This is a genomic window from Rhizobium sp. GW821-FHT14E12 (assembly GCF_058803745.1).
Genome location: NZ_JBXAPH010000001.1, coordinates 1096966 through 1118117 on the forward strand (window position 1 = coordinate 1096966; position 21152 = coordinate 1118117).

The 21152-nt window shown below is 59.0% G+C and carries 18 protein-coding genes and 1 riboswitch; of the genes, 3 read left to right on the forward strand and 15 right to left on the reverse strand.

Features of this window, described 5'->3' with window-relative positions:
- Positions 1 to 43 precede the first annotated feature (43 nt).
- Complete coding sequence (locus AC1RO0_RS05355) at positions 44 to 529, reverse strand: HIT family protein (RefSeq protein ID WP_498591863.1); 486 nt, start codon at positions 527 to 529, stop codon at positions 44 to 46.
- 235 nt (positions 530 to 764) lie between these two features.
- Between AC1RO0_RS05355 and olsE the strand changes: the two genes are divergently transcribed.
- Positions 765 to 1763: an ornithine lipid hydroxylase OlsE gene (gene olsE / locus AC1RO0_RS05360; RefSeq protein ID WP_498591864.1), complete on the forward strand. Its 999-nt coding sequence runs from the start codon at positions 765 to 767 to the stop codon at positions 1761 to 1763.
- A gap of 266 nt (positions 1764 to 2029) precedes the next feature.
- Positions 2030 to 5353 carry a thiamine pyrophosphate-dependent enzyme gene (locus AC1RO0_RS05365; protein WP_498591865.1) on the forward strand — a complete coding sequence of 1108 codons (3324 nt, stop codon included), beginning with the start codon at positions 2030 to 2032 and terminating at the stop codon, positions 5351 to 5353.
- A 91-nt stretch (positions 5354 to 5444) separates the two neighbouring features.
- Here the strand turns inward: AC1RO0_RS05365 and olsC are convergent, their stop codons facing one another.
- The 14 genes from olsC to AC1RO0_RS05435 form a co-directional block, all read right to left on the reverse strand.
- On the reverse strand, positions 5445 to 6290 hold the full coding sequence (gene olsC / locus AC1RO0_RS05370; protein ID WP_498591866.1) for an ornithine lipid ester-linked acyl 2-hydroxylase OlsC: 846 nt from the start codon (positions 6288 to 6290) through the stop codon (positions 5445 to 5447).
- A 327-nt stretch (positions 6291 to 6617) separates the two neighbouring features.
- Positions 6618 to 7964 (reverse strand): voltage-gated chloride channel family protein, encoded by a 1347-nt coding sequence (locus AC1RO0_RS05375; RefSeq protein ID WP_498591867.1) that lies wholly within the window; start codon positions 7962 to 7964, stop codon positions 6618 to 6620.
- A gap of 116 nt (positions 7965 to 8080) precedes the next feature.
- Positions 8081 to 8168: riboswitch (Fluoride riboswitch) on the reverse strand.
- A gap of 157 nt (positions 8169 to 8325) precedes the next feature.
- A complete protein-coding gene (locus AC1RO0_RS05380) occupies positions 8326 to 9354 on the reverse strand; it encodes a DUF4062 domain-containing protein (protein ID WP_498591868.1) in 1029 nt (342 codons plus the stop codon).
- A 126-nt stretch (positions 9355 to 9480) separates the two neighbouring features.
- Positions 9481 to 10308 carry a class I SAM-dependent methyltransferase gene (locus AC1RO0_RS05385; RefSeq protein ID WP_498591869.1) on the reverse strand — a complete coding sequence of 276 codons (828 nt, stop codon included), beginning with the start codon at positions 10306 to 10308 and terminating at the stop codon, positions 9481 to 9483.
- Positions 10309 to 10466: 158 nt separating this feature from the next.
- The gene (locus tag AC1RO0_RS05390) at positions 10467 to 11510 is read right to left on the reverse strand and encodes a Gfo/Idh/MocA family protein (RefSeq protein WP_498591870.1); all 1044 of its coding nucleotides are present in this window, start codon (positions 11508 to 11510) and stop codon (positions 10467 to 10469) included.
- Between the two features lie 8 nt (positions 11511 to 11518).
- Complete coding sequence (locus tag AC1RO0_RS05395; protein WP_498591871.1) at positions 11519 to 12304, reverse strand: ThuA domain-containing protein; 786 nt, start codon at positions 12302 to 12304, stop codon at positions 11519 to 11521.
- A 163-nt stretch (positions 12305 to 12467) separates the two neighbouring features.
- The gene (locus AC1RO0_RS05400) at positions 12468 to 12809 is read right to left on the reverse strand and encodes a DMT family transporter (RefSeq protein ID WP_498591872.1); all 342 of its coding nucleotides are present in this window, start codon (positions 12807 to 12809) and stop codon (positions 12468 to 12470) included.
- A 19-nt stretch (positions 12810 to 12828) separates the two neighbouring features.
- The gene (locus tag AC1RO0_RS05405; RefSeq protein WP_498591873.1) at positions 12829 to 13392 is read right to left on the reverse strand and encodes a TetR/AcrR family transcriptional regulator; all 564 of its coding nucleotides are present in this window, start codon (positions 13390 to 13392) and stop codon (positions 12829 to 12831) included.
- 31 nt (positions 13393 to 13423) lie between these two features.
- Complete coding sequence (locus AC1RO0_RS05410; RefSeq protein ID WP_498591874.1) at positions 13424 to 14512, reverse strand: ABC transporter ATP-binding protein; 1089 nt, start codon at positions 14510 to 14512, stop codon at positions 13424 to 13426.
- A 95-nt stretch (positions 14513 to 14607) separates the two neighbouring features.
- Positions 14608 to 15492: a carbohydrate ABC transporter permease gene (locus AC1RO0_RS05415; RefSeq protein ID WP_498591875.1), complete on the reverse strand. Its 885-nt coding sequence runs from the start codon at positions 15490 to 15492 to the stop codon at positions 14608 to 14610.
- Position 15493: 1 nt separating this feature from the next.
- A complete protein-coding gene (locus AC1RO0_RS05420) occupies positions 15494 to 16396 on the reverse strand; it encodes a carbohydrate ABC transporter permease (protein WP_498591876.1) in 903 nt (300 codons plus the stop codon).
- 73 nt (positions 16397 to 16469) lie between these two features.
- Positions 16470 to 17738 (reverse strand): ABC transporter substrate-binding protein, encoded by a 1269-nt coding sequence (locus AC1RO0_RS05425; RefSeq protein WP_498591877.1) that lies wholly within the window; start codon positions 17736 to 17738, stop codon positions 16470 to 16472.
- A gap of 250 nt (positions 17739 to 17988) precedes the next feature.
- Positions 17989 to 18882 (reverse strand): sugar phosphate isomerase/epimerase family protein, encoded by an 894-nt coding sequence (locus AC1RO0_RS05430; RefSeq protein WP_498591878.1) that lies wholly within the window; start codon positions 18880 to 18882, stop codon positions 17989 to 17991.
- A gap of 19 nt (positions 18883 to 18901) precedes the next feature.
- Positions 18902 to 19930, reverse strand: coding sequence for a Gfo/Idh/MocA family protein (locus AC1RO0_RS05435; protein ID WP_498591879.1), 1029 nt, complete (start codon positions 19928 to 19930; stop codon positions 18902 to 18904).
- A 135-nt stretch (positions 19931 to 20065) separates the two neighbouring features.
- Between AC1RO0_RS05435 and AC1RO0_RS05440 the strand changes: the two genes are divergently transcribed.
- The gene (locus AC1RO0_RS05440; protein ID WP_498591880.1) at positions 20066 to 21106 is read left to right on the forward strand and encodes a LacI family DNA-binding transcriptional regulator; all 1041 of its coding nucleotides are present in this window, start codon (positions 20066 to 20068) and stop codon (positions 21104 to 21106) included.
- Positions 21107 to 21152 lie beyond the last annotated feature (46 nt).

Here is a 21152-nt window from a genome sequence, read left to right on the forward strand (position 1 = left end):
TGCCCATCGTTTGATAGACTTAGCCGCAATGACACTCCCCCAGCTAAGCCGTCAGAAACGCGCTTCGCATCATCGCGACGACGTCCGAAACAGTCGGCCCCATGACTGGCGGCGGCTTTGGCGCCTCGCAAAACTCCCGCCAGATAAAGAATGTCAGCTCGGCACCATCCGTCCCCACTTCCCCCGCAGGCCGGCCGAAGGAGGCGAGAACTCGATAGCGCTCATCCTTCCAGAACAGGGCCTCAAGCCAATCATAGACCGGTATGATATGGAAATGTAACGGATGTCCGGGCGAGTGACCATAGCGACCAATATAGACCCGCCTGGGTCGAAGCAAAGTTTCGATCTCCCGTTGCGCCTTGGCAAGAAGAGGCCCAAGCGACGCAAGCGCTTCGGTTGGCAGATCGTACAGCGCGTTCGTTCCGACCTTGGAGCCGACCATCAGATAGCCCGGCAGGACCGTGTCCATGCGATGGTTCACCAGCCAATGCTCTGTCTCACGAATTCTAAATTTGGAAGGAATGTCCAACGACGACACCTTTCATTACGGCCAGTGTGGCCTCTACCCAAGACTTTCGTCGGCAAAGACCCTTGTCTTGAGGCGGAGTAACTGAAGACGACCAGCTTGACCCACACCAGCAACACATTGATACAAAAACGCTTCCGTTCCGCTCAAGATTTCGCTTTCGCGGCCACAATCATCGCGTTACATATCGCGCATATTCAAGCGCCAACCCACATGATGACAATTCGAGGACAATGGCATGACGTCTAAAAACAGTTCGCGCCTTTACGCTGCTGTTTCATCCCTGTTGTGGCCAGCCATCTTTTGTGCCGGCCTGACAGGCTCCTATTTCGCCTTTCAGTCGAACATGCATCTGCTGTGGTTCAATGTCACTTATTTCTCGATCGTCGCGATCATCGCGCTCTTCGAGCGGCTGATGCCCTATGAAGAGACTTGGCTGGACAGCGATGGCGAGACGTTCAACAACATCGCCCATACGCTCCTGAGCAAGGGCGGCGTGCAGATCGCCGCGGCCATCGGCACGTCATTCCCGATGGCGGTGGCGACCGTGGCGCAGCCGTTCCTCAGCCACAAGGCGAATATCTGGCCGGAGCAATGGCCGATGGCCCTGCAGGTTGTGCTCGGGCTCGTCATCGCCGAATTTGGCCTCTATCTCGCACATCGCCTTGCGCATGAATATCTGTCGCTCTGGCGCTTCCACGCCCTGCATCACAGCGTCGAACGCCTGTGGGTCATCAATACTGGACGCTTCCATATCATCGATTCGCTTTTCAAGATCGCGCTCGGCCAGATCCCGCTCTATCTGCTCGGCGCGCCGCTGCCGGTCTTCCTGTGGATCGGCGCGGTCACCGCCTTTATCGGCCTTCTGACCCATTGCAACATCGATGTCCGCACCGGTCCGCTCGACTGGTTTCTCTCGACGCCGCGCCTGCACCGCTGGCATCATTCCAAGCTGCTGGCCGAGGGCAACACCAATTATGGAGAAAACCTGGTGATCTGGGACCAGATCCTCGGCACCTATTACAATCCGCCCCGCCCCTCCTCCACCGACATCGGCATTACCGGCAAGGTCGCCGACAATTTCCTCGCCCAACTCGTCCAGCCCTTTTCCAAGAAAGGCGCCAAGCAGATCATCGGCAAGAAGCCGAAGGAAGTCCGGGACAAGGAAGAACTGGCCGCCGCCAAGGCCGCCTCCCGCCGCAAGCAGGCCGAGGAGCCGATCCGCAAGTCGGGCTGAAAGACACGCGACACCGGTCAAATTTTCGAATGGATATGCGGCGAAGGGACAGGCAGGGATGAAATGGCCTCGCCCCGCTGCCGCGCGAAAGCGCATAGACTGTGTCCGGGGAACCCATTCGATCCAATTCGAAGTGCCGCCGACACACGTAAACCTATTTCAAATCGAGAAGATATTGTCATTTAACGTGTATTGAAAAAGGCACCCTAGGGGGTTACCTATCCCTCGCAAATTATTGACCATGAAAGATTAGGAAAACTATTGAAATGGAAGGGAGATTTACCACAGATCATCTCAAGCAACTCCATAGAATATTTTTCACATCTCGTGAAATTGATAGACTTGAACGAGAATTCATTAAGCAAGGCATAGCACACTTTCATGTTTCCGGCGCCGGACACGAGTCGACGGCGCTCCTGAATGAATTCCTTCACGACGACGATTGGCTGCATCTGCACTATCGCGACAAGGCCCTGATGCTGGCGCGCGGCATGCCCATTCGTGAGTTTTTCTCCAGCCTTCTCGCCACGGGCAACTCCCATTCCGCCGGCCGCCAGATGAGCGCGCATCTTTCCTCCCGCGCTCTCAACATCACGTCCATCGTCGGTCCGGTCGGCAACAATGCACTTCATGCCGTCGGCGCCAGCGCCGCGCTGAAGCATAAGGCAGGCATGCCGATCGCCATCTGTTGCGTTGGCGACGGCACCACGCAGCAAGGCGAATTTCTCGAAGCCGTGGCCGAAGCCGTGCGCGGCCAATATCCCGTCGTCTTCGTCGTCGAGGACAATAGTTTCTCCATCTCGACGCGCACCAGAAAGCAGACCTTTTTCGATCTGCCGACCGGCCCCGCACCGTCCTTCTACGGCCTGGACATTATCCGCGCCGAAGGCGACGATCTGACAGCCTCCCGCGAAGCCTTCCGCAAGGCCGTTCGCCATAGCCGCAACAACCGCACGCCGAGCCTCGTCGTCATCAACATGGAGCGGCTGACCGACCATACCAACGCCGACGACCAGAAGACCTATCGCACGCAGGATGAGATCGAGAACGCGGCTTACCGCGATCCTCTCATCAATTTGCGAGCTGCCCTGTTGAAGGCGGGCATCGACGACGACGCGCTGGACAAGATCGAAAAAGACCTGACCGCCGAGGTACAGGCGGAAGCAGCCCTTGCCCGCAAGGAAGATGCGCCTAAGGTCGAGCCGGAAGCAAAGGCGCCCTACCCTGCCTCCTTCGACAAGACAGCCGAATATCGCGGCGGCGCCAGTGCCGCGACGCTGACGATGCGCGAGGCATTGAATGGCGTGCTCGACAAGCAGCTGGCCAACAATCCGGATGTCGTCCTCTTCGGTCAGGATATCGAGGACCCCAAGGGCGACGTCTTCGGCGTCACGCGCGGCCTCAGCACGAAATATCCCGAGCGCGTCTACAATGCGGCGCTGAGCGAATCGACCATTGTCGGCACCGCCGTCGGCCGGGCGCTCGCCGGTCAGCGCCCGGTTGCCTTCCTGCAATTCGCCGATTTTCTGCCGCTCGCCTATAACCAGATCGTCTCGGAAATGGGCAGCATGTTCTGGCGCAGCAATGGCGCCTGGGAATCGCCCGTCATCCTGATGGTGAGCTGCGGCGGCTACAAGCCCGGTCTCGGACCGTTCCACGCGCAAAGCTTCGAGAGCATGCTGGCGCACACGCCCGGCATCGACGTCGTCATGCCCTCCACGGCGGGCGATGCTGCCGGCCTGCTCAATGCTGCTTTCGAATCCAGACGCCCGACCGTCTTCCTTTATCCGAAGGCTGTGCTCAACAATTCCGACGGCCGCACCTCCGTCGATGTCGACCAGCATTTCGTCCGTCCCGGCCTGTCGCGCTATGTCGCCCGCGGCCGTGACCTGACGCTGGTCACCTATGGCAACACGGTGTCGCTCTGCGCCAAGGCGGCAAGCGCCTTCGAGACCCAGGGATTTTCGGTTGAGGTCATCGACCTGCGCTCGATCTCGCCATGGGATGAGAAGGAAGTGCTCGCCAGCGCCAAGCGCACCAAGCGCCTGATCGTTGTGCATGAAGACAATCGAACGGTCGGCATGGGCGCCGAAATCGTCGCCACCGTCACCGAGAAGACCGACGTGCCCGTGGTCGTCCGCCGTCTCGCCCGCTCGGACTCGCATGTCCCCTTCAATTTCGGCAACCAGCTCGAAACGCTGCCGTCCTACAGCAAGCTGGTCGATCTGATGGCCGAGGTCCTCGAATGCGAGGTCACCTGGCATGAAGAGGACAAGTCTGGCCCGACGGCCGCCATCAAGGCGATCGGCTCCGGCCCCGCCGACGAAAACGTGCTGGTGACCGATCTTCTGGTCAAGCCGGGCGATACGATCGAGGTCGGCCAGCTCGTTGCCGTGGTCGAGGCCACCAAGGCTTCGGTTGAGATCTGCGCCAATATCGGCGGTGTCGTGCAGGAAGTCTTCGTCAAGATCGGCGACCAGATTGCCACCGACAGCCCGCTTCTGACCGTCGACGCCGACCGCGATCTCAGCGAACGCAATTTCGCGCTTGCCTCTGAAGTTCAGAACAAGTTCGTGCTGCGCCGCCTGAAGTCGCATGCCATTCCGGCGCTTCGCCGCCATTCCGGCAACTTCACGGAAATCGCCGTCAGCGGCATGGGCTTTGCGACCGGCGCCCGCCGGGTCACGAATGAAGAGATCATCCATAACTGGCCGAGCCGGCGCGCCGAGGAAATCTTCGCGCTGACCGGCATCAAGAGCCGCTACTGGGTCGGCCCCGGCGAAAGCACGCTGAGCCTTGCGACCAAGGCCGTTCGCGACCTTCTGCACCAGACCAACACGACGATCCATGACATGGATCTCGTCATCGCCGCCACTGGCACGCCCGATATCTCCACGCCGTCGCTCGCAAGCCGCGTTTCGGTTGCCGTTGCGGAAGACGGCGTGCGGCCGTCACTCGCCGCCTACGACATGGGTGCCGCCTGCTCCGGCTATCTCTACGCCCTGCAGCAGGCTTACGATTTCATTGCCCAGCAGAACGACGCCAAGGTGCTGATCGTTACCTCGGAAGTGCTGTCGCCGCTGCTCGACATGAGCGATTTCTCCACCGCCATCCTGTTCGGCGATGCGGCCACCGCCTGCCTGGTGACCAGCCGCGACATGGCGCGCAATCCGCTGTTTGCAGCCAGCCGCCCGGTCATCAGCGGCCGTCCGGAACCGGGCGATCTTCTCTATGTACCGCTGCCGGACAAGGGCGTCATTTCCATGAACGGGCGCTCGGTCTTCACTGAAGCCGTTCATTCCATGTCGCGCTCGATCGAGGATGCCTGCGTCGATGCCGGATTGGAGCTCGCCAATCTCGACCTTCTGGTGCCTCACCAGGCCAACCAGCGCATCATCGACACCATCGCCAAGCGCAGCGGTCGCCCGGCGCTGAGCGTCATCGAGAACTACGGCAACACCAGCTCGTCGAGCATCCCGCTCGCCATGATGCATGTCGCCAAGGAACGCTCCGAGCCACTCAACCTCGGCCTCGTCGCCTTCGGCGGCGGCATGACCTCGGGCGCGGCCATCGTACGCACGATCAAATAGCCGCAAACGGCTCTTCGCATCGATAAAAAACAAAACCCCGGAATCCACAGCGGATTCCGGGGTTTTCGTAAAGTCCACAAGCCGGCCTGGATTATGCCTTGGGGCGATTTCTCAGCGCCTCGGCTTGGGCATAGAACTTCTTTTCCCATTCCTTGTGATTGTCGAGGCCCTCTTTGATGAACGGCGTGAAGATCGCCAGATTCATCAAAGCCCAGTTTACGATGCGGGCCGGGAATTTCAGCGGTTTGACGAAATCGACGAAGAGGACGACGCGGGTCTTGTCCGTGTGGTTCCAGGCCTCGTGCTCATAGGCGTCGTCGAAGATCAGCGCCTTGCCTTCTTCCCAGTGGCAGATCTGCTTGTCGACGCGGATGGCGAGCTGGTCCTTCGGTTCCGGCACGATCAGGCCGACATGCAGGCGCAGTACGCCGTTATAGGGGCCGCGATGGGCCGGCAAGTGCTTGCCGGGCTCGAAGATCGAGAACATCGCCGTGGTCAGCCCCGGGATCTTCTGCACCGCCGCCCAGGTGTTCGGGCAGGCCTTGATGTTCTGCTCCGACTTTACGCCGAAGCCGAGAAGGAAGAAGGTCTTCCAGCGATTATCGGTCGAAATCGTCTTCACATCGGTGGAAATATCCTGGAAGGTCGGCAGCTCGCTCTGGCGCAGCAGCACCTTCTCCAGCTCGGCGCGGATCGCGGGATAATCCTTCTCGATCTCGGCTGCCCAGGGGAAGGTGGCATTGTCATAGACCGGCGGATTGCCGAGCTTGGCGTATTTCAGGTTAAGGCTTTCGGCCCAGGCGACAACGCCCATAAAGAAGCGTGTCACCGCGCTTGGGCGATCCATCGGCGCAATGCCGGTTGTACCAAAGGTTTGTTCCGGAGCATTCGGCTCGGTGGTTGTGGGAGCTGGTGCGCTCAAAGTGCTCTCCGTCATGTCTGTCTGCGTAGGGGTTATTTGGGAGGAGGAAATCTTGTCCCAGGGGAATCTGAGTGGGAATCTTGGAGCGGCAACAGGTCCAGCAATGTCTGCATTTGCCTGGCCGATCCACGATCTGCGCCCGACTCCTCTGTTATGCAATGATCATAATAAGCGATTATATGAGTTCATTAGTCGAATTTCGCAAGAGCGTCCGTTCGTGAGAGCGGTGCTTTGTTATGCGCGTTTTTCAACGTCTGTTTTCCGGGGATATCTGCCCCGGAACCGGCGGAAATACGGCCAAGTTCAAGATTTTTTCCGCAATGTTTTCACAATTTTGCGAGCTCACGGCTCCTCTCGCTTCGTCCTGGTGTTCAGCAGCGAGCGGATCGACAAACCCGACGAAATGCCGCCGTCGGCGGCACTCTTTGCGGTGCCGATACGCTGCGACAAATAGATGCTGGTATGGCCGCTGCAGATATAGGCGAGGAAGCAGGCGACGGCGAGATAGACCGTATGCGTCGCGCCGAAGAGCTCGATGCCCATGATCATGCAGGCGAGCGGTGTATTGGTGGCGCCCGCGAAAACCGCGACGAAGCCGAGTGCCGCAAAGAGATCGACAGGCGCGCCGAGAACGGCGGCGATGGCATTGCCGAGGGCGGCGCCGATGAAGAACAGCGGCGTCACCTCGCCGCCCTTGAAGCCGGAACTCAGCGTCACGATGGTAAATATCGCCTTCCAGAACCAGCTCCAATAATCGACGCGCGCCGGATCGAAGAAGCCCACGATCGTGGCATCGCCAGGATTGGGCGACCAGACGCCGAGGCCGAGATATTCGCGGGTGCCAAGCGCATAGACGAGGCCGATCAGCACGGCGCTGGCAATCACTGGCCGGAGCGGCGCATAGGCGCAGACCTTCTTGAAGGCGGCCGACATCCGGTGAGAAATCTCGCTAAAGCAGCGAGCCATCAGCCCGAAAAGTACCCCCGCGATGCCGACCTTCAAAAGCAACAGCGCATCGAGATGGAAGGTACTGGCCGGTGTGCCGGCGAGATAGGCGATATGGTACTGGATGTGCTCGATCCCCCAGGCATGGCACGTCCAGTCGGCCGCGATCGCCGCCACGAGGCTGGGGATCAACGCTTCATATTGCATGCGCCCGATCGTCAGCACTTCGAGAGCAAACACTGCCCCGGCAATCGGCGTGCCGAAAACAGCACCGAAGCCGGCGGCGATGCCGGCCATCAGCAGGATGCGGACTTCGGCGTGGCTCAGCTTGAAAAGCTTGGCGAAAGCGCTGGCGATACTGCCGCCGAGCTGCACCGCCGTTCCCTCCCGCCCCGCCGAACCGCCGACCAGATGCGTCAGAACGGTCGAGACCAGAATGAACGGCGCCATGCGCAGCGGCACGCCACCGCCCGGCTCATGGATCTGCTCGACGATCAGATTATTGCCACCCTCGGCTCCCCGACCAAAACGCTGATAGGCCAGCACCATCAGGAAACCTGCGACCGGCATCAGGAAGATCAGCCAGGGATAGTCGAAGCGCGCCGCCGTCGCCCGATCGAGGCTCCAGAGAAACAGTGCGCAAAGCGAACCGACCACGGCCGCCATCGGCACCACTAGGAAGATCCATTTGAATATGCTGCGCAATTGTTGAAAACGATGATGAAAAAACTCGGATACGGACATCAATTCGTCCCTCCCGGAAGACCGGTTGAGGGCCTGACGGGGGCAATGATCATAAAACAAAACTGGGGTAACAGCAGGATTGCGGACACGACTCTACTCCTTCGCCCCGCTGGGCACGTTGAGTAGGAGTCATCAGCTTCCCTGAAAATTCAGAGCAGCGGTTCGGCCACCATGGCCCGGCAGAAATCCATTACCGTTGGATTCTCCATACAGACAGGAGAGCGCCCCTGTCAATCCGCACCGCCATTGCATAAAGAAAGCGCTATGTTAGCGGACTGTGGGGCAAAAGCACCATCACCGAAATTGCTTACTTTTCGCCTGGAATTTCCTACTGGATTTCAATGGCAAAACCCTGCCGAGACTATACATCTCGGTCGGTGGGGATAGCTGCATCCCCACTCTTTCGTTTAGCCGCGCCCCAATTGAGCAGCATCGCGTGGCCGAAGTCTGTGAGACTCCAGAACAGCCCCATTTCGCCTTTGACCGTTGGCAGATAACTAACAATTACTAGCCCCAAGGCCTGAAGATGAGTTCGAATGAGCTTGAAGTTTTCAGGCTCTACGGAAACCGTCTGTTTGTGGGTTGGGGACGATATTCGGAGTACAGTCTCACCCAACGTATAATTGACTGCGCCGTCACTCGGGTGTCTGTGCAGCTCTGGCGCGATTCTGACAAAAAGCTGCCGCCAGGTAAGCTTGATATGGCCGTGCTCGGTGCGACTGTATTGACCTCCTGTATGCCAACTAAAAGACACAGTTACTTCGTCGTCGATATCAGCGATATCTCGATTTTCGAACTTGGGTCTTTGCGTGACCTTAAGCTCCTCCTTCAGACTTTCGATCTGTTTCAACAGAGCGTTCTGCTCTTGAACAGCAACCTCGGTTGCGATCTTATCTGCCCTTACCCGTCCTGTGGCCGGATAAGTTTTTATGGTCTTGTTCAAGCTTAGAGCGACCAAACCTGGAAGGTCTGCGCCATCCTTCCAAAATCGCACCAGACGTCCGTTTTTGACTTTTTCACGAAATGCAGCGAGCTTCGCTTGCAAATCCGGGCTGCTATCAATGAACTTTGAAGGTATCTCGCCCGGCTCCTGATGGATAAATGCCAAAACCTTCAATCCACGGTCGACGGCGTAATCGTACTCCATTTCCGTGTAGCTAATTCCATCCGGTGAGACCGAGCCATATCGCCCACCAATAATCAGAATATAGTAGTCGCTATCGTCAATAATCCTCTGAATAAATTTGAACTGCTCTTCATCCATCGCCGGAAAGAGCTCCATCCCGGCCGGAATGCAATCCATCTCCATCAGGGTCTGGAAGACTGCGCTCCTTTCGTTCTTTAAGTCGTAGAATGTGGAGCTAATAAAAACTTGGTAGCGAACGTCCATGACTGTTACCCCTCAAGAGGTCGAGCCTTACTGAATTCTAAAGGAACATCAATATGGGCTTAGCTTCCTACTAGCTTTTTCTGCGAGCGGCACTCCATGCGAAAGCACCAGGAATGTGGTCACCTCTTAAACCGCTTTGGCAATCATTTCGATCGGCGCGATCAGGCCGCCGCCGACCGACATGCCGACATTGCCTACGCGCTCTACCGCCCTTGGCCCCATCAGCGCGCCGAGACCCGGTCCCTGCCCGCCGCCGCTTGCGGCACTGGCACGCATCTCCTGCGCCAACCGAATTGCCAGCGCGCTGCGATCCTGCTCGGACTCCACCGTGAAACCGGCCTCCTCAAGCAGCCGGCGATAGGTTTCGGGAGTGCAAACGAAGCTCGTCTCCGGCGTCATTGCCCAGGGCATCGGATAGGGCAGCGCACCGTCACGCATCTGCATGATTTCATAGAGACCGAAGCGGCCGCCGGGCTTCAGCACGCGCCGCGCCTCGGCAAACAGCTTTGCCTTGTCCTCGATGTTCATGCCGACATGGATAAGTGTTGCGCGGTCGAAGCTTTCGTCGGCGAAGGGGAGCGACAGCGCGCTCGCCTGCCGGAACGACACTTGCGCGGCCATATCGCAACGCTCGGTCAGAACATTCGCGACCTTGACGAATTCATCGGTGAGATCGACACCGGTAACGATACAGCCATAGGTGCTGGCGATATAGCGTGCCGGCCCACCGAGCCCCGATCCGATGTCAACGAGCCGCATACCGTCGACCAGGTCGAGATTCCGGGTAAATTCCCGCGTGGCCTCGCGCCGCCCGAGATGGAATTCATCAATACCGGCGAGATCATCGATGCTGAGATCATCAATATCCTTGCCGCTGGCGGTGAGCCCCGCAAGGATCGTCTCCTCCAGAGAGCCATGCGTATAGTGGCTCGCAACCTTTTCCTCGGTAGACATGCCCCCTCCTCCCATGACCTCGTATCGAGAGCATCACGGAAGTGATGCTGCGCCTGCCTCCCTATCCCGTCAAGCAATTGCGATAATACGGGCAGACCTCAATGAAACGGCCGCCCGAAGGCGGCCGCTTAAATGTCGGAGATAGAGCAGAGACAGCATCAAACCTTCAGTTCGCGCCGCTCCGTTTCCGTGACCATGGCAAGATCCAGCACACGCTGCAAATTGGCCGCATGACGGAAGCTCGGATCCTGGTTGCTGCCGGTCATCACTGCCTCGGCGAAACGCTGGTAGTTGGTCGGCACCGGCGGCACCTCGATGACCTTCCACGTCGCCGTTTCCGTATCGTCGCCAAGGCAACCGCGCAATTCCGAACCGTTGGGGCTATGGTTGACCTCCAGGCCACCGCGCTCGCCATAGATGCGCAGCTTCAGCTCGTTCAGATGCCCCGTTGCCCAGCGGCTTGCATGCACGACGCCGAGCGCGCCATTGGCGAAATCGACCGACATGGAGAAGCTGTCGTTGGCGTCGAGCGTGTATTCGCCGATGCGCTCATCCGGCGCCTTGTTGAAGGTCTTCAGCCGGGCGAAGACATGATCGATATCGGTCGCCGCGCCATAGGCGGCAAAATCGAGGATATGAATGCCGATATCGCCGAGTACGCCGTTGGAGCCGTGACCGGTCGACAGCCGCCATAGCCACTTGGACTCGCTGCGCCAATCGCCCCAGGCCCTGGAAACGAGCCAGCTCTGCAGATAGGAAGCCTCCACATGCTTCACTGTGCCGATCTCACCCGAGATCACCATCTCGCGCGCCTTCTGCAGCTGCGCGACATTGCGATAGGTCAAGTTGACCATGTTGATGACACCGGCGCGTTCGGCCGCCTCTGTCATCTCCAGCGCCTTGTCGTAGTTCTCCGCCAGCGGTTTCTCGCAGAGAACATGCTTGCCGGCGGCCAGCAGCGGCAAGGTCGTCGGGTGGTGGGCCTTGTCCGGCGTGACGTTGGTCGCCGCGTCGAACTCGCCCCAGGCCAGCGCCTCGTCCAGCGACGAGAAGCGGTTCTTGATATCGAACGTATCGGCGAAAGCGGCGAGCCTCGTCGCATCGGTGTCGACGGCGCCGACAATCTCGACGCCTGGGATACGGACGAAGTGTTCGGCCTGGTTTTTCGCCATGCCGCCCGTGCCAACAATTATGAGACGCATTTTATACCTCAGCGATAACCGGCTTCGCCGGCCTGGTGGAGTTTCGGACCACGTTCGACGATCGGCTCCAACGCCTTCTCGACCGGCACATTCGGCGCATCATGGATGCTCGCCTGTGTGCCGAGCGGATTGTGAGCCCATTTGACGGAATTGATCAGCACCTTATGCACGGTGTCGTTGTGGTAGGTCGGATAGGTCTCATGACCGGGGCGGAAATAGAAGATATTGCCGGCACCGCGGCGCCAGGTCATGCCGGAACGGAAGACTTCACCACCCTGGAACCAGGAGATGAACACCGTTTCCAGCGGTTCGGGAACGGAGAACTGCTCGCCGTACATCTCTTCGTTTTCCAGCTCGAAGTGCTCGCCGAGGCCGGCGGCGATCGGATGGCGCGGGTTGATGACCCAAAGGCGCTCGCGTTCACCCGCCTCGCGCCATTTCAGCGCGCAGGGCGTGCCCATCAGCCGCTTGAAGATCTTCGAGAAATGGCCGGAATGCAGCACGATAAGCCCCATGCCTTCCCATACGCGCTTGGCGACGCGCTCGACGATCTCGTCATTTACCGCGCCGTGATCCTTGTGGCCCCACCAGAGCAGCACATCGGTGTCCTTCAGCCGGGCTTCGCTCAGGCCGTGTTCCGGCTCCTGCAACGTTGCAGTGGTTGCTTCAATGCCGGCATCGGCATTCAGCGCCTTTGCGATCGTCGTATGCATGCCTTCCGGATAGATTTCGGCGACGACCTTGTTTGTCTGCTCATGAATGTTCTCGCCCCAGACGACGGCACGAATAGTCATTACGGCACTCCTCTAAAACCATTGAGATTGAACGGATTATACGATCCAAAGCGCTTTGGGAAAGCGCCGCTTTTAGACCTCCATCAGCCCTTCCAGCGCAAGAGATAATGCGTCCGAAGCGATTTGACAAAGGCAAAAATTACCATGCGAAACACCTGTCTTTTCAGTGCGACACGGATTTTGAAAACAGGTTGACGACGATGACGCCGGCGATAATCAGACCGAGGCCGATGATCGCCGCCAGATCGAGTTTCTGGCGGAAAAACACCAGCCCGACGGTGGAGATCAGCACGATGCCGAGCCCGCTCCAGATGGCGTAGGCAATGCCGACCGGGATCACCCGCAGGGTCACCGACAGGCAATAAAAGGACGCGGCATAGCACAGCACGAGCACGATCGAGGGGCCGAGCCGGGTGAACTGCTGCGACATCTGCAATGCCGTCGTGCCCATCACCTCCAGCACGATCGCCACCATCAGCACTGCATAGACGGATGCGTTCGTCATCAAACCCTCTCGATATCCATTAGAGTTGCGTGAGCTCGATCAGCCGCTCGACCAGTTTCTCGCGGGCGCTCTCGTCCATCGCATGGCTGTCGAGCAGATCGGCGAGCCAGAGCCCATCGGTCGCCAGCCGCACGATCGCCGCATCCACGGAGGAGTCCGTGCCGACATATTCCTCGCTGCGTTCGCGCACCCAGTCGCGCCAGCGCTGCCGCAATGGCGGCTCGCTGAGCAGCACCATCGTCACCTGCGCCCAATCCTGCGTTTCCTCCGGCCGGTCGCGCAGCGCCAGGCAGGCGCGAAGATAGCCGCGGGTAAAGCGCCCGTGCGGCAGCGGATCGGCCCGCATCTCCTCCTCGATCGCCCGGTCCAGCCGCTCGATCAGACTGTCGAACAGGGCCTCCAGCAGCGTATTCTTGTTGGGGAAATGATGCAGCAATCCGCCTTTGCTGACGCCGGAAGCGCCCGATACGGCATCCAGCGTCACCGCCGTCATGCCCTTCTCCGACACCAGCCGCGCCGCCACCTCCAGCAACTGCTGGCGGACGAGCAAAGGCTGTTTCTTTCTGTGGTGCGCTGTAGACATATCGGCATAACATACCAATTGGACGGTTTCGTCAATGTGCGGCGTGATGGGCTACATCGTTCTGGTCGAAAATGGTCAGCTTTGCTCCATCGACGGCAAAGGCGATCGGCGCGCCGCTGGTAATGGTCGTCATTCCCGGATCGGTGCCGATGATCTTCGAGCCATCCTTCAGACGGACATGCACGAGCGACCGATCGCCCAACCGTTCCACCGTCTCGACCGTTCCGGCGATGTCGCCCTTGTCCGCCGTCGTCGCCACCAGATATTCCGGCCGGATGCCGAGCGTCAGTTCCGAGCGCGCCATGCCGTTCAGCGGAACCGCCGTCCTGATGGCCGAACCATCGGGCAAGGTCGCCGTCGCAAAGCCCCCGGCATCGCTGACACCGGCCACGTTGACGAAGTTCATTCCGGGCGAGCCGATGAACTGGGCGACATAGCGCGTCGCCGGCCGCGTATAGATCTCCACCGGCGTCGCCACCTGCTCGATCTTCTTGTTGTTCAAAAGCACGATCCGGTCGGCAAGCGTCATCGCCTCGATCTGGTCGTGGGTGACGAAGACCATCGTTGCACCCAGCCGCTCATGCAATTGCGCAAGCTCCACGCGCGTACGATTGCGCAGACCGGCATCAAGATTGGACAGTGGCTCATCGAACAGGAAAACGTCGGGCTCCCGCACGATGGCGCGGCCAATGGCAACGCGCTGCCGCTGGCCGCCCGAAAGCTCCGACGGTTTGCGGTCGAGCAGATGCGGCATCTCCAATATGGTGGCTGCGATGTCGATACGCTTTGCAATCTCCGCCTTCGGCGTGCCGATGTTTCTAAGGCCGAACGACATGTTGTCGCGCACCGTCATGTGCGGATAGAGCGCATAGGATTGAAACACCATCGATACGCCGCGTTCGCCGGGCGGAAGCTGGTCGACCCGCCGCCCGCCGATCCAGACCTCACCGCTGGTGATCGCCTCAAGCCCGGCGATCATCCGCAGCAAGGTCGATTTCCCACAGCCGGAGCCACCGAGGAACACGACGAACTCACCGGGCTCGATCGTGAGATCTATGTCGTTGAGAACCTGCACCGCACCGAAATGCTTGGTGACGGACTTGATGTTGATTCCTGCCATTTTTCCTCCTCCGGAAGAATTGAACTTCGCCAGACCTGCCGTCTCTTGTCTTGTATTCCGGCCTCGCGTGAGACCGCATGCGTTCCGGCATGCGTCTATTTGACAGCACCAGCAGCAACGCCCCGCGTCAGGGTGCGTTGGAAAATCAGGAAGAAAATCACCGTCGGCGTGACGCCGAGCAGCGAAGCTGCGGCAACCGCCGTCGGATCCTGCGTATTGGCGCCCGAGAGGACACCCATAGCGACCGAAACCGTCTGATTATTGTTGGAGACCAGGAACACCAGCGGGATCAGGAACTCATTCCAGGTCCAGATGAAGAAGAAAGTCGCAAGCACGGCAAGCGTCGGGCGCAGGACCGGTACGATCACCAGCCACAGGATCTGCCAGCGGCTCGCATTGTCGATCTGCGCCGCCTCGATGATCTCACGCGGAAAGGTGGTCAGCACCGAGGACAGGAGATAGGTGCCGAAGGCGGTGTGCAGTACGCCGATGATCAGGATCACCGATAGCATGGAATCGAACAGGCCCACCTGCTTGGCCATGTAGTAAAGCGGATAGATCAGGGCTTCTTGCGGCGCCATGATCGAGATCAGCAGGATCACCAGCAACACCCGCCCGCCCCGCACGCGGCCGATACCGATGGCATAGGCGTTGAGGAGGCTGAGAACCACCGCGAGAATTGCGGTGCAGCCGCTGATCAGCACGCTGTTGAAGAGCTTGCGGGTGAAATCGACATTGCTCCAGAAATTCTTGAGCGCCGTCAGGTCGAAGCTATGCGGGAAGGCAAGCGGACCATTGGCCGCATAGTCGGTCGGGGTCTTGATGGCGTTGAAAGCCGCCAGGAAGAACGGAAACAGCGTACCGCCAAGAAAAACGAACAGGACGGCTAGGACGATCCAGCGGGTCATGCCCTTCTTCTGGCGATGCTCCGTCGGCGCATCCGATGCGATCGGGGTCGAAAGTGAAACCGTAGCAGCCATCTCAGCGCTCTCCCTCTGTCTGTTTGGATTGCATGCGCAGGAAGAAGATACCGAGCATGATCGTCACGACCGTTTGCAGTGTCGCGATCGCCGCCGCATAGCCGACGCGGTTGGTGGTGAAGAAGTGGTAGTAAGAGAGGTAAGACGGCACCGTCGTCGCATTGTCCGGCCCGCCGGATGTCAGGACGTAGATCGGCGCGAAAACCTTCAGGGCGGCGATCAGTGTGGTGAGAGCAACCACGAAAATCTCCGGCATCAGCATGGGGATCGTGATGTAACGAAAGCGGCCGAACCAGCTCGCATTATCAAGCTCGGCGGCTTCGTAGAGCGAGGGATCGACACGCGCCAGCCCCGACATGAAGACCACCAGACAGTAGCCGACCTGGATCCAGACGATGACGGCGGAGACGGCCCAGAGCGCATAGGTCGCATCTCCCAGCCAGTTCTGCGCCATGAAATCGAGACCGATCGCTTTCAGGACCGCGTTAACGATCCCGATCGGATTGAGGATCCATCCCCACAGCACGCCGGCCGCGGTCAGCGGCAAAATCTGCGGCAGATAAAAGCCGGCGCGGAAGAAGCTCGACAAGGTCTCGCCGAACTGCGCGCTGATATAATCGAACAGCACCGCCGCCAGCACCAGCCCCAAAATGATCGGCACGATCGTCATCGAAATGATGAACAGGAGCGTGTGCTGGATCGATCCCCAGAACGCGGCATCCACGAGCAATCTCTCGTAGTTCTGAAACCCGACATACCTCGGCGTTCCGATGCCTTTCCAGGTCGTGAAGCTGATCGCGAAATTGGCGATCAGGGGGACAAGCACGATCAGAGCGAACCCCAGCATGCCGGGGAGAATATAGAGATAATACCCCGCCCTGCCGGAGTTTTTGGACTTCTCCATCGCATTCCTCCAGTTCGAGACAGCGAGACGGCATCAAGCCGTCCCGCCGCTGCGAATTACTCCAGTACAGGGGTTACTGCGCTGCCTGCGCGTCGTCGTAAGCCTTCTTCAGGCGATCGGCGAATTGCTCCGGCGTCGTCGAGCCGTTCACCAGGCCGGTGGTCGCCTGGATCAGCAGCTCATAATAGCCAGGAACCGGCCAGTCCGGATAAAAACCGAGGCCGCCCTTGCTCGAGATCTCGTTGAAGAGCTCGACATTGCGCTTGCCAACTTCGTCGGTGACGGTAGCCGGATCGGCAGCGATGGCAACACCACCGAGATTGGCTTGCAGGTTCTGGTTCTCCTTGCTCAAGATCAGATCGATGAACTCGTAAGAGAGATCCTTGTTCTTGGCACTCTTGGGCACCATGAACAGATTGCCGGTCGAAGCCGTGCTGTACTTCGGGGTCGGAAAGACGAACTGGCTCCACTTAAAGTTCTTGATCGAGCTGGCGAAGTTGCCATTGTTCCAGGTGCCGCTGACGAACATTGGCGCTTTGCCCGACGAGAAGAGATTGTCAGCACCGCCCGTGCCCTTCAGGCCCGTCGAATCCTTGGATATGTAACCCTTGCCAACCCAGTCGACGATCTTCTGTGCCGCAAACAGGAATGGCTTCGTGTCTAGCGGCGCCTTGAGGCCCTGGTAGTTCTTTACCCAGGTGTCGTCGGCCTGCGTCAGGGCCAGCGTATAGAGCAGGTGCTGTGCGTTGGAATCCACAGTGCCGTAGGCAAGCGGCGTAATGCCCTTCTGCTTGAAGGCGTCGAGAGCGGCTTCGAATTCGTCCAGCGTGGTCGGGACTTTCACGCCATTGGCTTGAAACATGTCGATATTATAGAAAACCGAAACGAATTCGGCATGGACGGGAATGCCGATGATCGGACCGGAGCCATAGATGCCGTTCGTATCGTATTTGCTGAGCTGGCTATTGGTTTCGTTGAGGATCTTATCCCAGCCCCGCGACTTGAATTGATCGTCGAGCGGCGTGAGCAGACCCTGTGAAGCAACGAGGCCTGCCGTGGCATTGCCCTTGTTATATTCCAGAAGATCCGGCGCCTGGTCCGAATTGAGGATGAGGCTGCCTGCCTTCTGCAATTGCTCGAAGGTCTTCTGTTCGAAATTGATCGTGACGTCGGGATGCTTGGCTTTTAGCTCTTCGAGCGCCTTGGTCCATGCCTTGGCCTGCGAAGTATCCGGCAGTTCGAACCACCAGACGTTAAAGGTCTTGCTCTGGGCTTGCGCGACGCCGGCAGCCAACAAGAGCGACATGCCGGCGGTGATCGCCAGCTTCGAAAGCATTTTCATTATATTTTCCTCCACCATGCGAACCGTGACGGTATCAGGCCGACGGCATGGCTCGCGATGCGCGTCGACACGTTCTTCTTTGCTTTGCCCCTCGTCCGTTCATCGACGATGAGACGAACCCCTGGACATCGCAATGCTCCTCCATTCCGATGTCCCGGCACTGGAGCGCCGCACGGGGACGTCGCTCCAGTTCGCCGAATTAACGCACAACTCGCACCTTAAATCGATTCAGATTCAAAGTGCGGTCGCGCTATTCGACGAATTCACCGCCCCGGCTCTGCTTCAGATAGTTCAGGCCATGGATCTGGCCAGTCATTTCCAACTCATCGCGATAGACCGGGTCATGCCAGCCTTCGATATCGATCGAACCCGACCATCCCGCCAGGCGCAGTTCGGAGATAATGTCCGTCCAGTTGCTGTCGCCAAAGCCGGGCGTGCGCATGAAGACGAACTTCTCCTTGCCGAAAATGCCGTGCTCCTTGATAACGTCCCAACGGATCGTCGCGTCCTTGCCGTGAACGTGGAAGATCTTGCTTGCCCATTTGCGGATCTGCGGCAGCGGCTCGATGAGATAGACCATCTGATGGCAAGGTTCCCATTCGAGGCCGATATTGTCGTCCGGCGTCTCGTTGAACATCAGCTCCCAGGCATCCGGATTATGCGCGATGTTCCAGTCGCCGGTCGCCCAGTTGCCGTCCATGGCGCAGTTCTCAAAAGCAATCTTGATGCCTTTGTCGGCGGCACGCTTGGCAAGCTCGCTCCACACCTCTCTGTAGCGCGGCAGGCTATCAGTCAGCGGCTTGTTGCGAATACGGCCGGTGAAGCCGGCAACGCAGGTGGCGCCAAAATGATGGGCGTTGTCGATGCAATCCTTCCAGCCCTGCAACGTCTGCTGGTCGAGGTCGGTGGTTTCAAGCGGATTGCCGAACATGCCGAGCGTGGAAATGGTGATGTCGCGGCCGCCGATGGCGTCGAGGCAGCGCTTGCCGAGTTCAGCAAGGTTCTGGCCGTTGGTCGTTTGCCAGAAGAAGGGTTCGAAGCTTTCGAAGCCGTGATCGACGATCTTGGCGATGCCCTTGGCGGCATCCTCGCTGGTCGACTTGATCATCGTGCCGATGCGGATGGCTTTTGCGGGATTTGTCATGATTTCGCTATCCTTACGCTTAAATTTCAATCCGCTGGCCGGACTTGGCGCTTTCGATCGCACCGAGGACCATGGCGAGGCTGTGGATGTTGTCGCTGCTTTCGGTTTCCGGCCGCTTGCCCGTCTTCACCGCGTCGATGAAGGAAGCGATGACGCTCGCATGCCCATGCGTCTCGTCATCATGCCTGGGACCGGGAACCTCGATCGGGGTAAAGCCATGCAGCAGGCCGGGTTCATGACCAGCCACGGAGGCTTCGAAATGCTCCTCGCCGTCCCAGGTCAGCATGCCCTTGCTGCCGGTGAGCCGCCATTGGCTCTCCCAGCTCGTGCGCTTGCCCTCAGTGCACCAGGAGCCGCGATAGCTGAAGACGACATCGTCGGAAAATTCGAACAGCGCATGCGCGGACGCACCATGCTTGTACCAGGAACCGGCGGGATTTTTCTCGACGCAATAGACCGAAAGCGGCGTCTTGCCGGCGACGAAACGGGCGGCATCGAAAGTGTGGATCGCCATGTCGAGCAGGAGCACATTGTCCATCTCCTCACGGAAACCGCCGAAATGCGGGCCGAGGAAGAAGTCGCAATGGATGCCGGTGAGCTCACCGATCGCGCCATCCTCGACGAAGCGGCGCATGCGGCGCACGCCGGAGATGAAGCGGCGGTTCTGGATGATGGCATGCACCTTGCCGGTCTTGGCGGCGAGAGCGATGAGGGCAGCCCCCTCTTCAAGCGAGGTCGCCATCGGCTTTTCGCTGAGAACATGGCAACCGGCCTTCAGCGCCGTCGAGACGACGCCGAAGCGAGCGGCGGGAATGACGACGTCGAACACCAGGTCGGCTTTCGTCGCCGCAATAACTTCGGCAAGGTCCGAACCGATGACGGCCTCTTCGAGACCGAACTCTTTCGCAAGGTTTTCGGCGGTCGCTCGATTGAGATCGACCAGGCCCACGACCTTGATGGTTTCGGCAAGCGACGGCGTCGAGGCGATGGCCTTGAGCCAGCCTTTGGACATAGCTCCGCACCCGCACAAAATGGCATTAAGTTTCACGATTTCCTCCAGCGAATGGTGTCAAACTCCTCGTGACACGCATTCCGTAAACGTTTACGATCCTATGCGAAAAGATTTTCCTGTGTCAATAGAGGAGGACTATGGAAAATGGCGCATGGAGGAAAACACCCGCCGATGAAGGGAATTCGTCAGCTCGCAGACCACCTCGATATCTCGATCGGCACAGTATCACGCGCGTTGAATGGCAAGCCTGATGTCAACGAAGAGACGCGCAAGCGCGTGCTCGCGGCTGCCGAACAATTGGGCTATGTGGCCAACCAATCGGGGCGCAGCCTGCGGCAAGGCACGACGAACGTCATCGGCCTGATGATCCAGTCCAGCAAGGAAACGGTTGAAAACAGCGACAATTTCTTTCTGACCGTGACGGGTGGACTGCAGAGCGTGTTCGCGCGTCACAACCTCGATCTGATCATGCTCCCCTGCCCAAACGATGAAGATCCCTACGAATACCTGAAACGCATGGTGGCAAGGCGCATCGTCGATGCCCTGATCATTTCCGAGACACAGCGCATCGACAAACGTTTTGATCTGCTCGCGAAAACGAAGATCCCTTTTGCCGCGCTTGGCCGCAGCCTCTCGATCGGCCAGCATCCCTGGGCCGATCTCGATTTCGACGGCGTCGCCAATTGCGCTGTCGACCGGCTCGTGGCGCATGGGCATCGTCGCATTGCCATCAGCGCCCCCGCCAGCGACATCAACCTCGGCTTCATCTTCGTCGAAGGCTATCGACGCGCGCTGGAGCGGCACGGCATTACCTATGATCCGGACCTGGTCATTCGGGCGAAATCGAGCGAACAGGGTGGCTATCAGGTCGCCGACAAATTGCTTCACCTCGATGACAAGCCAACGGCCGTAATCCTGATTTACGAATTGATGGCCATCGGCTTCTACCAGCGCGTGATGGAAGCCGGCATCATTCCGGGGCGCGATATTGCCGTCGTGGGCTTTCGCGAGGCGCCGCGCGCCAAGTTCCTGCAACCACCGCTGACCTGCTTTCGCACATCCCTGCACGAACTCGGTGTCGAATTGGCCGAGATCCTGCTCTCCAGCATGCCGGCTTACAGCCATATCTACCCCAAGACCAAGCGCCAGATGATCTGGCCACTCGAGCTCGTCCCGGGAGAAAGCGACAGCTTTCACCTGAAAGCGGAGTAGCGCCGAAACGCCGCATGAGTGGAATCCGCGATTGCGATCCCGCTTG

Excerpts from the sequence above, each read along its gene's own strand:
- olsE (WP_498591864.1), top strand. The coding sequence starts at position 765 with ATGACGTCTAAAAACAGTTCGCGCCTTTACGCTGCTGTTTCATCCCTG.
- AC1RO0_RS05365 (WP_498591865.1), top strand. The coding sequence starts at position 2,030 with ATGGAAGGGAGATTTACCACAGATCATCTCAAGCAACTCCATAGAATA.
- olsC (WP_498591866.1), bottom strand. The coding sequence starts at position 6,290 with ATGACGGAGAGCACTTTGAGCGCACCAGCTCCCACAACCACCGAGCCG.
- AC1RO0_RS05375 (WP_498591867.1), bottom strand. The coding sequence starts at position 7,964 with ATGTCCGTATCCGAGTTTTTTCATCATCGTTTTCAACAATTGCGCAGC.
- AC1RO0_RS05380 (WP_498591868.1), bottom strand. The coding sequence starts at position 9,354 with ATGGACGTTCGCTACCAAGTTTTTATTAGCTCCACATTCTACGACTTA.
- AC1RO0_RS05385 (WP_498591869.1), bottom strand. The coding sequence starts at position 10,308 with ATGTCTACCGAGGAAAAGGTTGCGAGCCACTATACGCATGGCTCTCTG.
- AC1RO0_RS05390 (WP_498591870.1), bottom strand. The coding sequence starts at position 11,510 with ATGCGTCTCATAATTGTTGGCACGGGCGGCATGGCGAAAAACCAGGCC.
- AC1RO0_RS05395 (WP_498591871.1), bottom strand. The coding sequence starts at position 12,304 with ATGACTATTCGTGCCGTCGTCTGGGGCGAGAACATTCATGAGCAGACA.
- AC1RO0_RS05400 (WP_498591872.1), bottom strand. The coding sequence starts at position 12,809 with ATGACGAACGCATCCGTCTATGCAGTGCTGATGGTGGCGATCGTGCTG.
- AC1RO0_RS05405 (WP_498591873.1), bottom strand. The coding sequence starts at position 13,392 with ATGTCTACAGCGCACCACAGAAAGAAACAGCCTTTGCTCGTCCGCCAG.
- AC1RO0_RS05410 (WP_498591874.1), bottom strand. The coding sequence starts at position 14,512 with ATGGCAGGAATCAACATCAAGTCCGTCACCAAGCATTTCGGTGCGGTG.
- AC1RO0_RS05415 (WP_498591875.1), bottom strand. The coding sequence starts at position 15,492 with ATGGCTGCTACGGTTTCACTTTCGACCCCGATCGCATCGGATGCGCCG.
- AC1RO0_RS05420 (WP_498591876.1), bottom strand. The coding sequence starts at position 16,396 with ATGGAGAAGTCCAAAAACTCCGGCAGGGCGGGGTATTATCTCTATATT.
- AC1RO0_RS05425 (WP_498591877.1), bottom strand. The coding sequence starts at position 17,738 with ATGAAAATGCTTTCGAAGCTGGCGATCACCGCCGGCATGTCGCTCTTG.
- AC1RO0_RS05430 (WP_498591878.1), bottom strand. The coding sequence starts at position 18,882 with ATGACAAATCCCGCAAAAGCCATCCGCATCGGCACGATGATCAAGTCG.
- AC1RO0_RS05440 (WP_498591880.1), top strand. The coding sequence starts at position 20,066 with ATGAAGGGAATTCGTCAGCTCGCAGACCACCTCGATATCTCGATCGGC.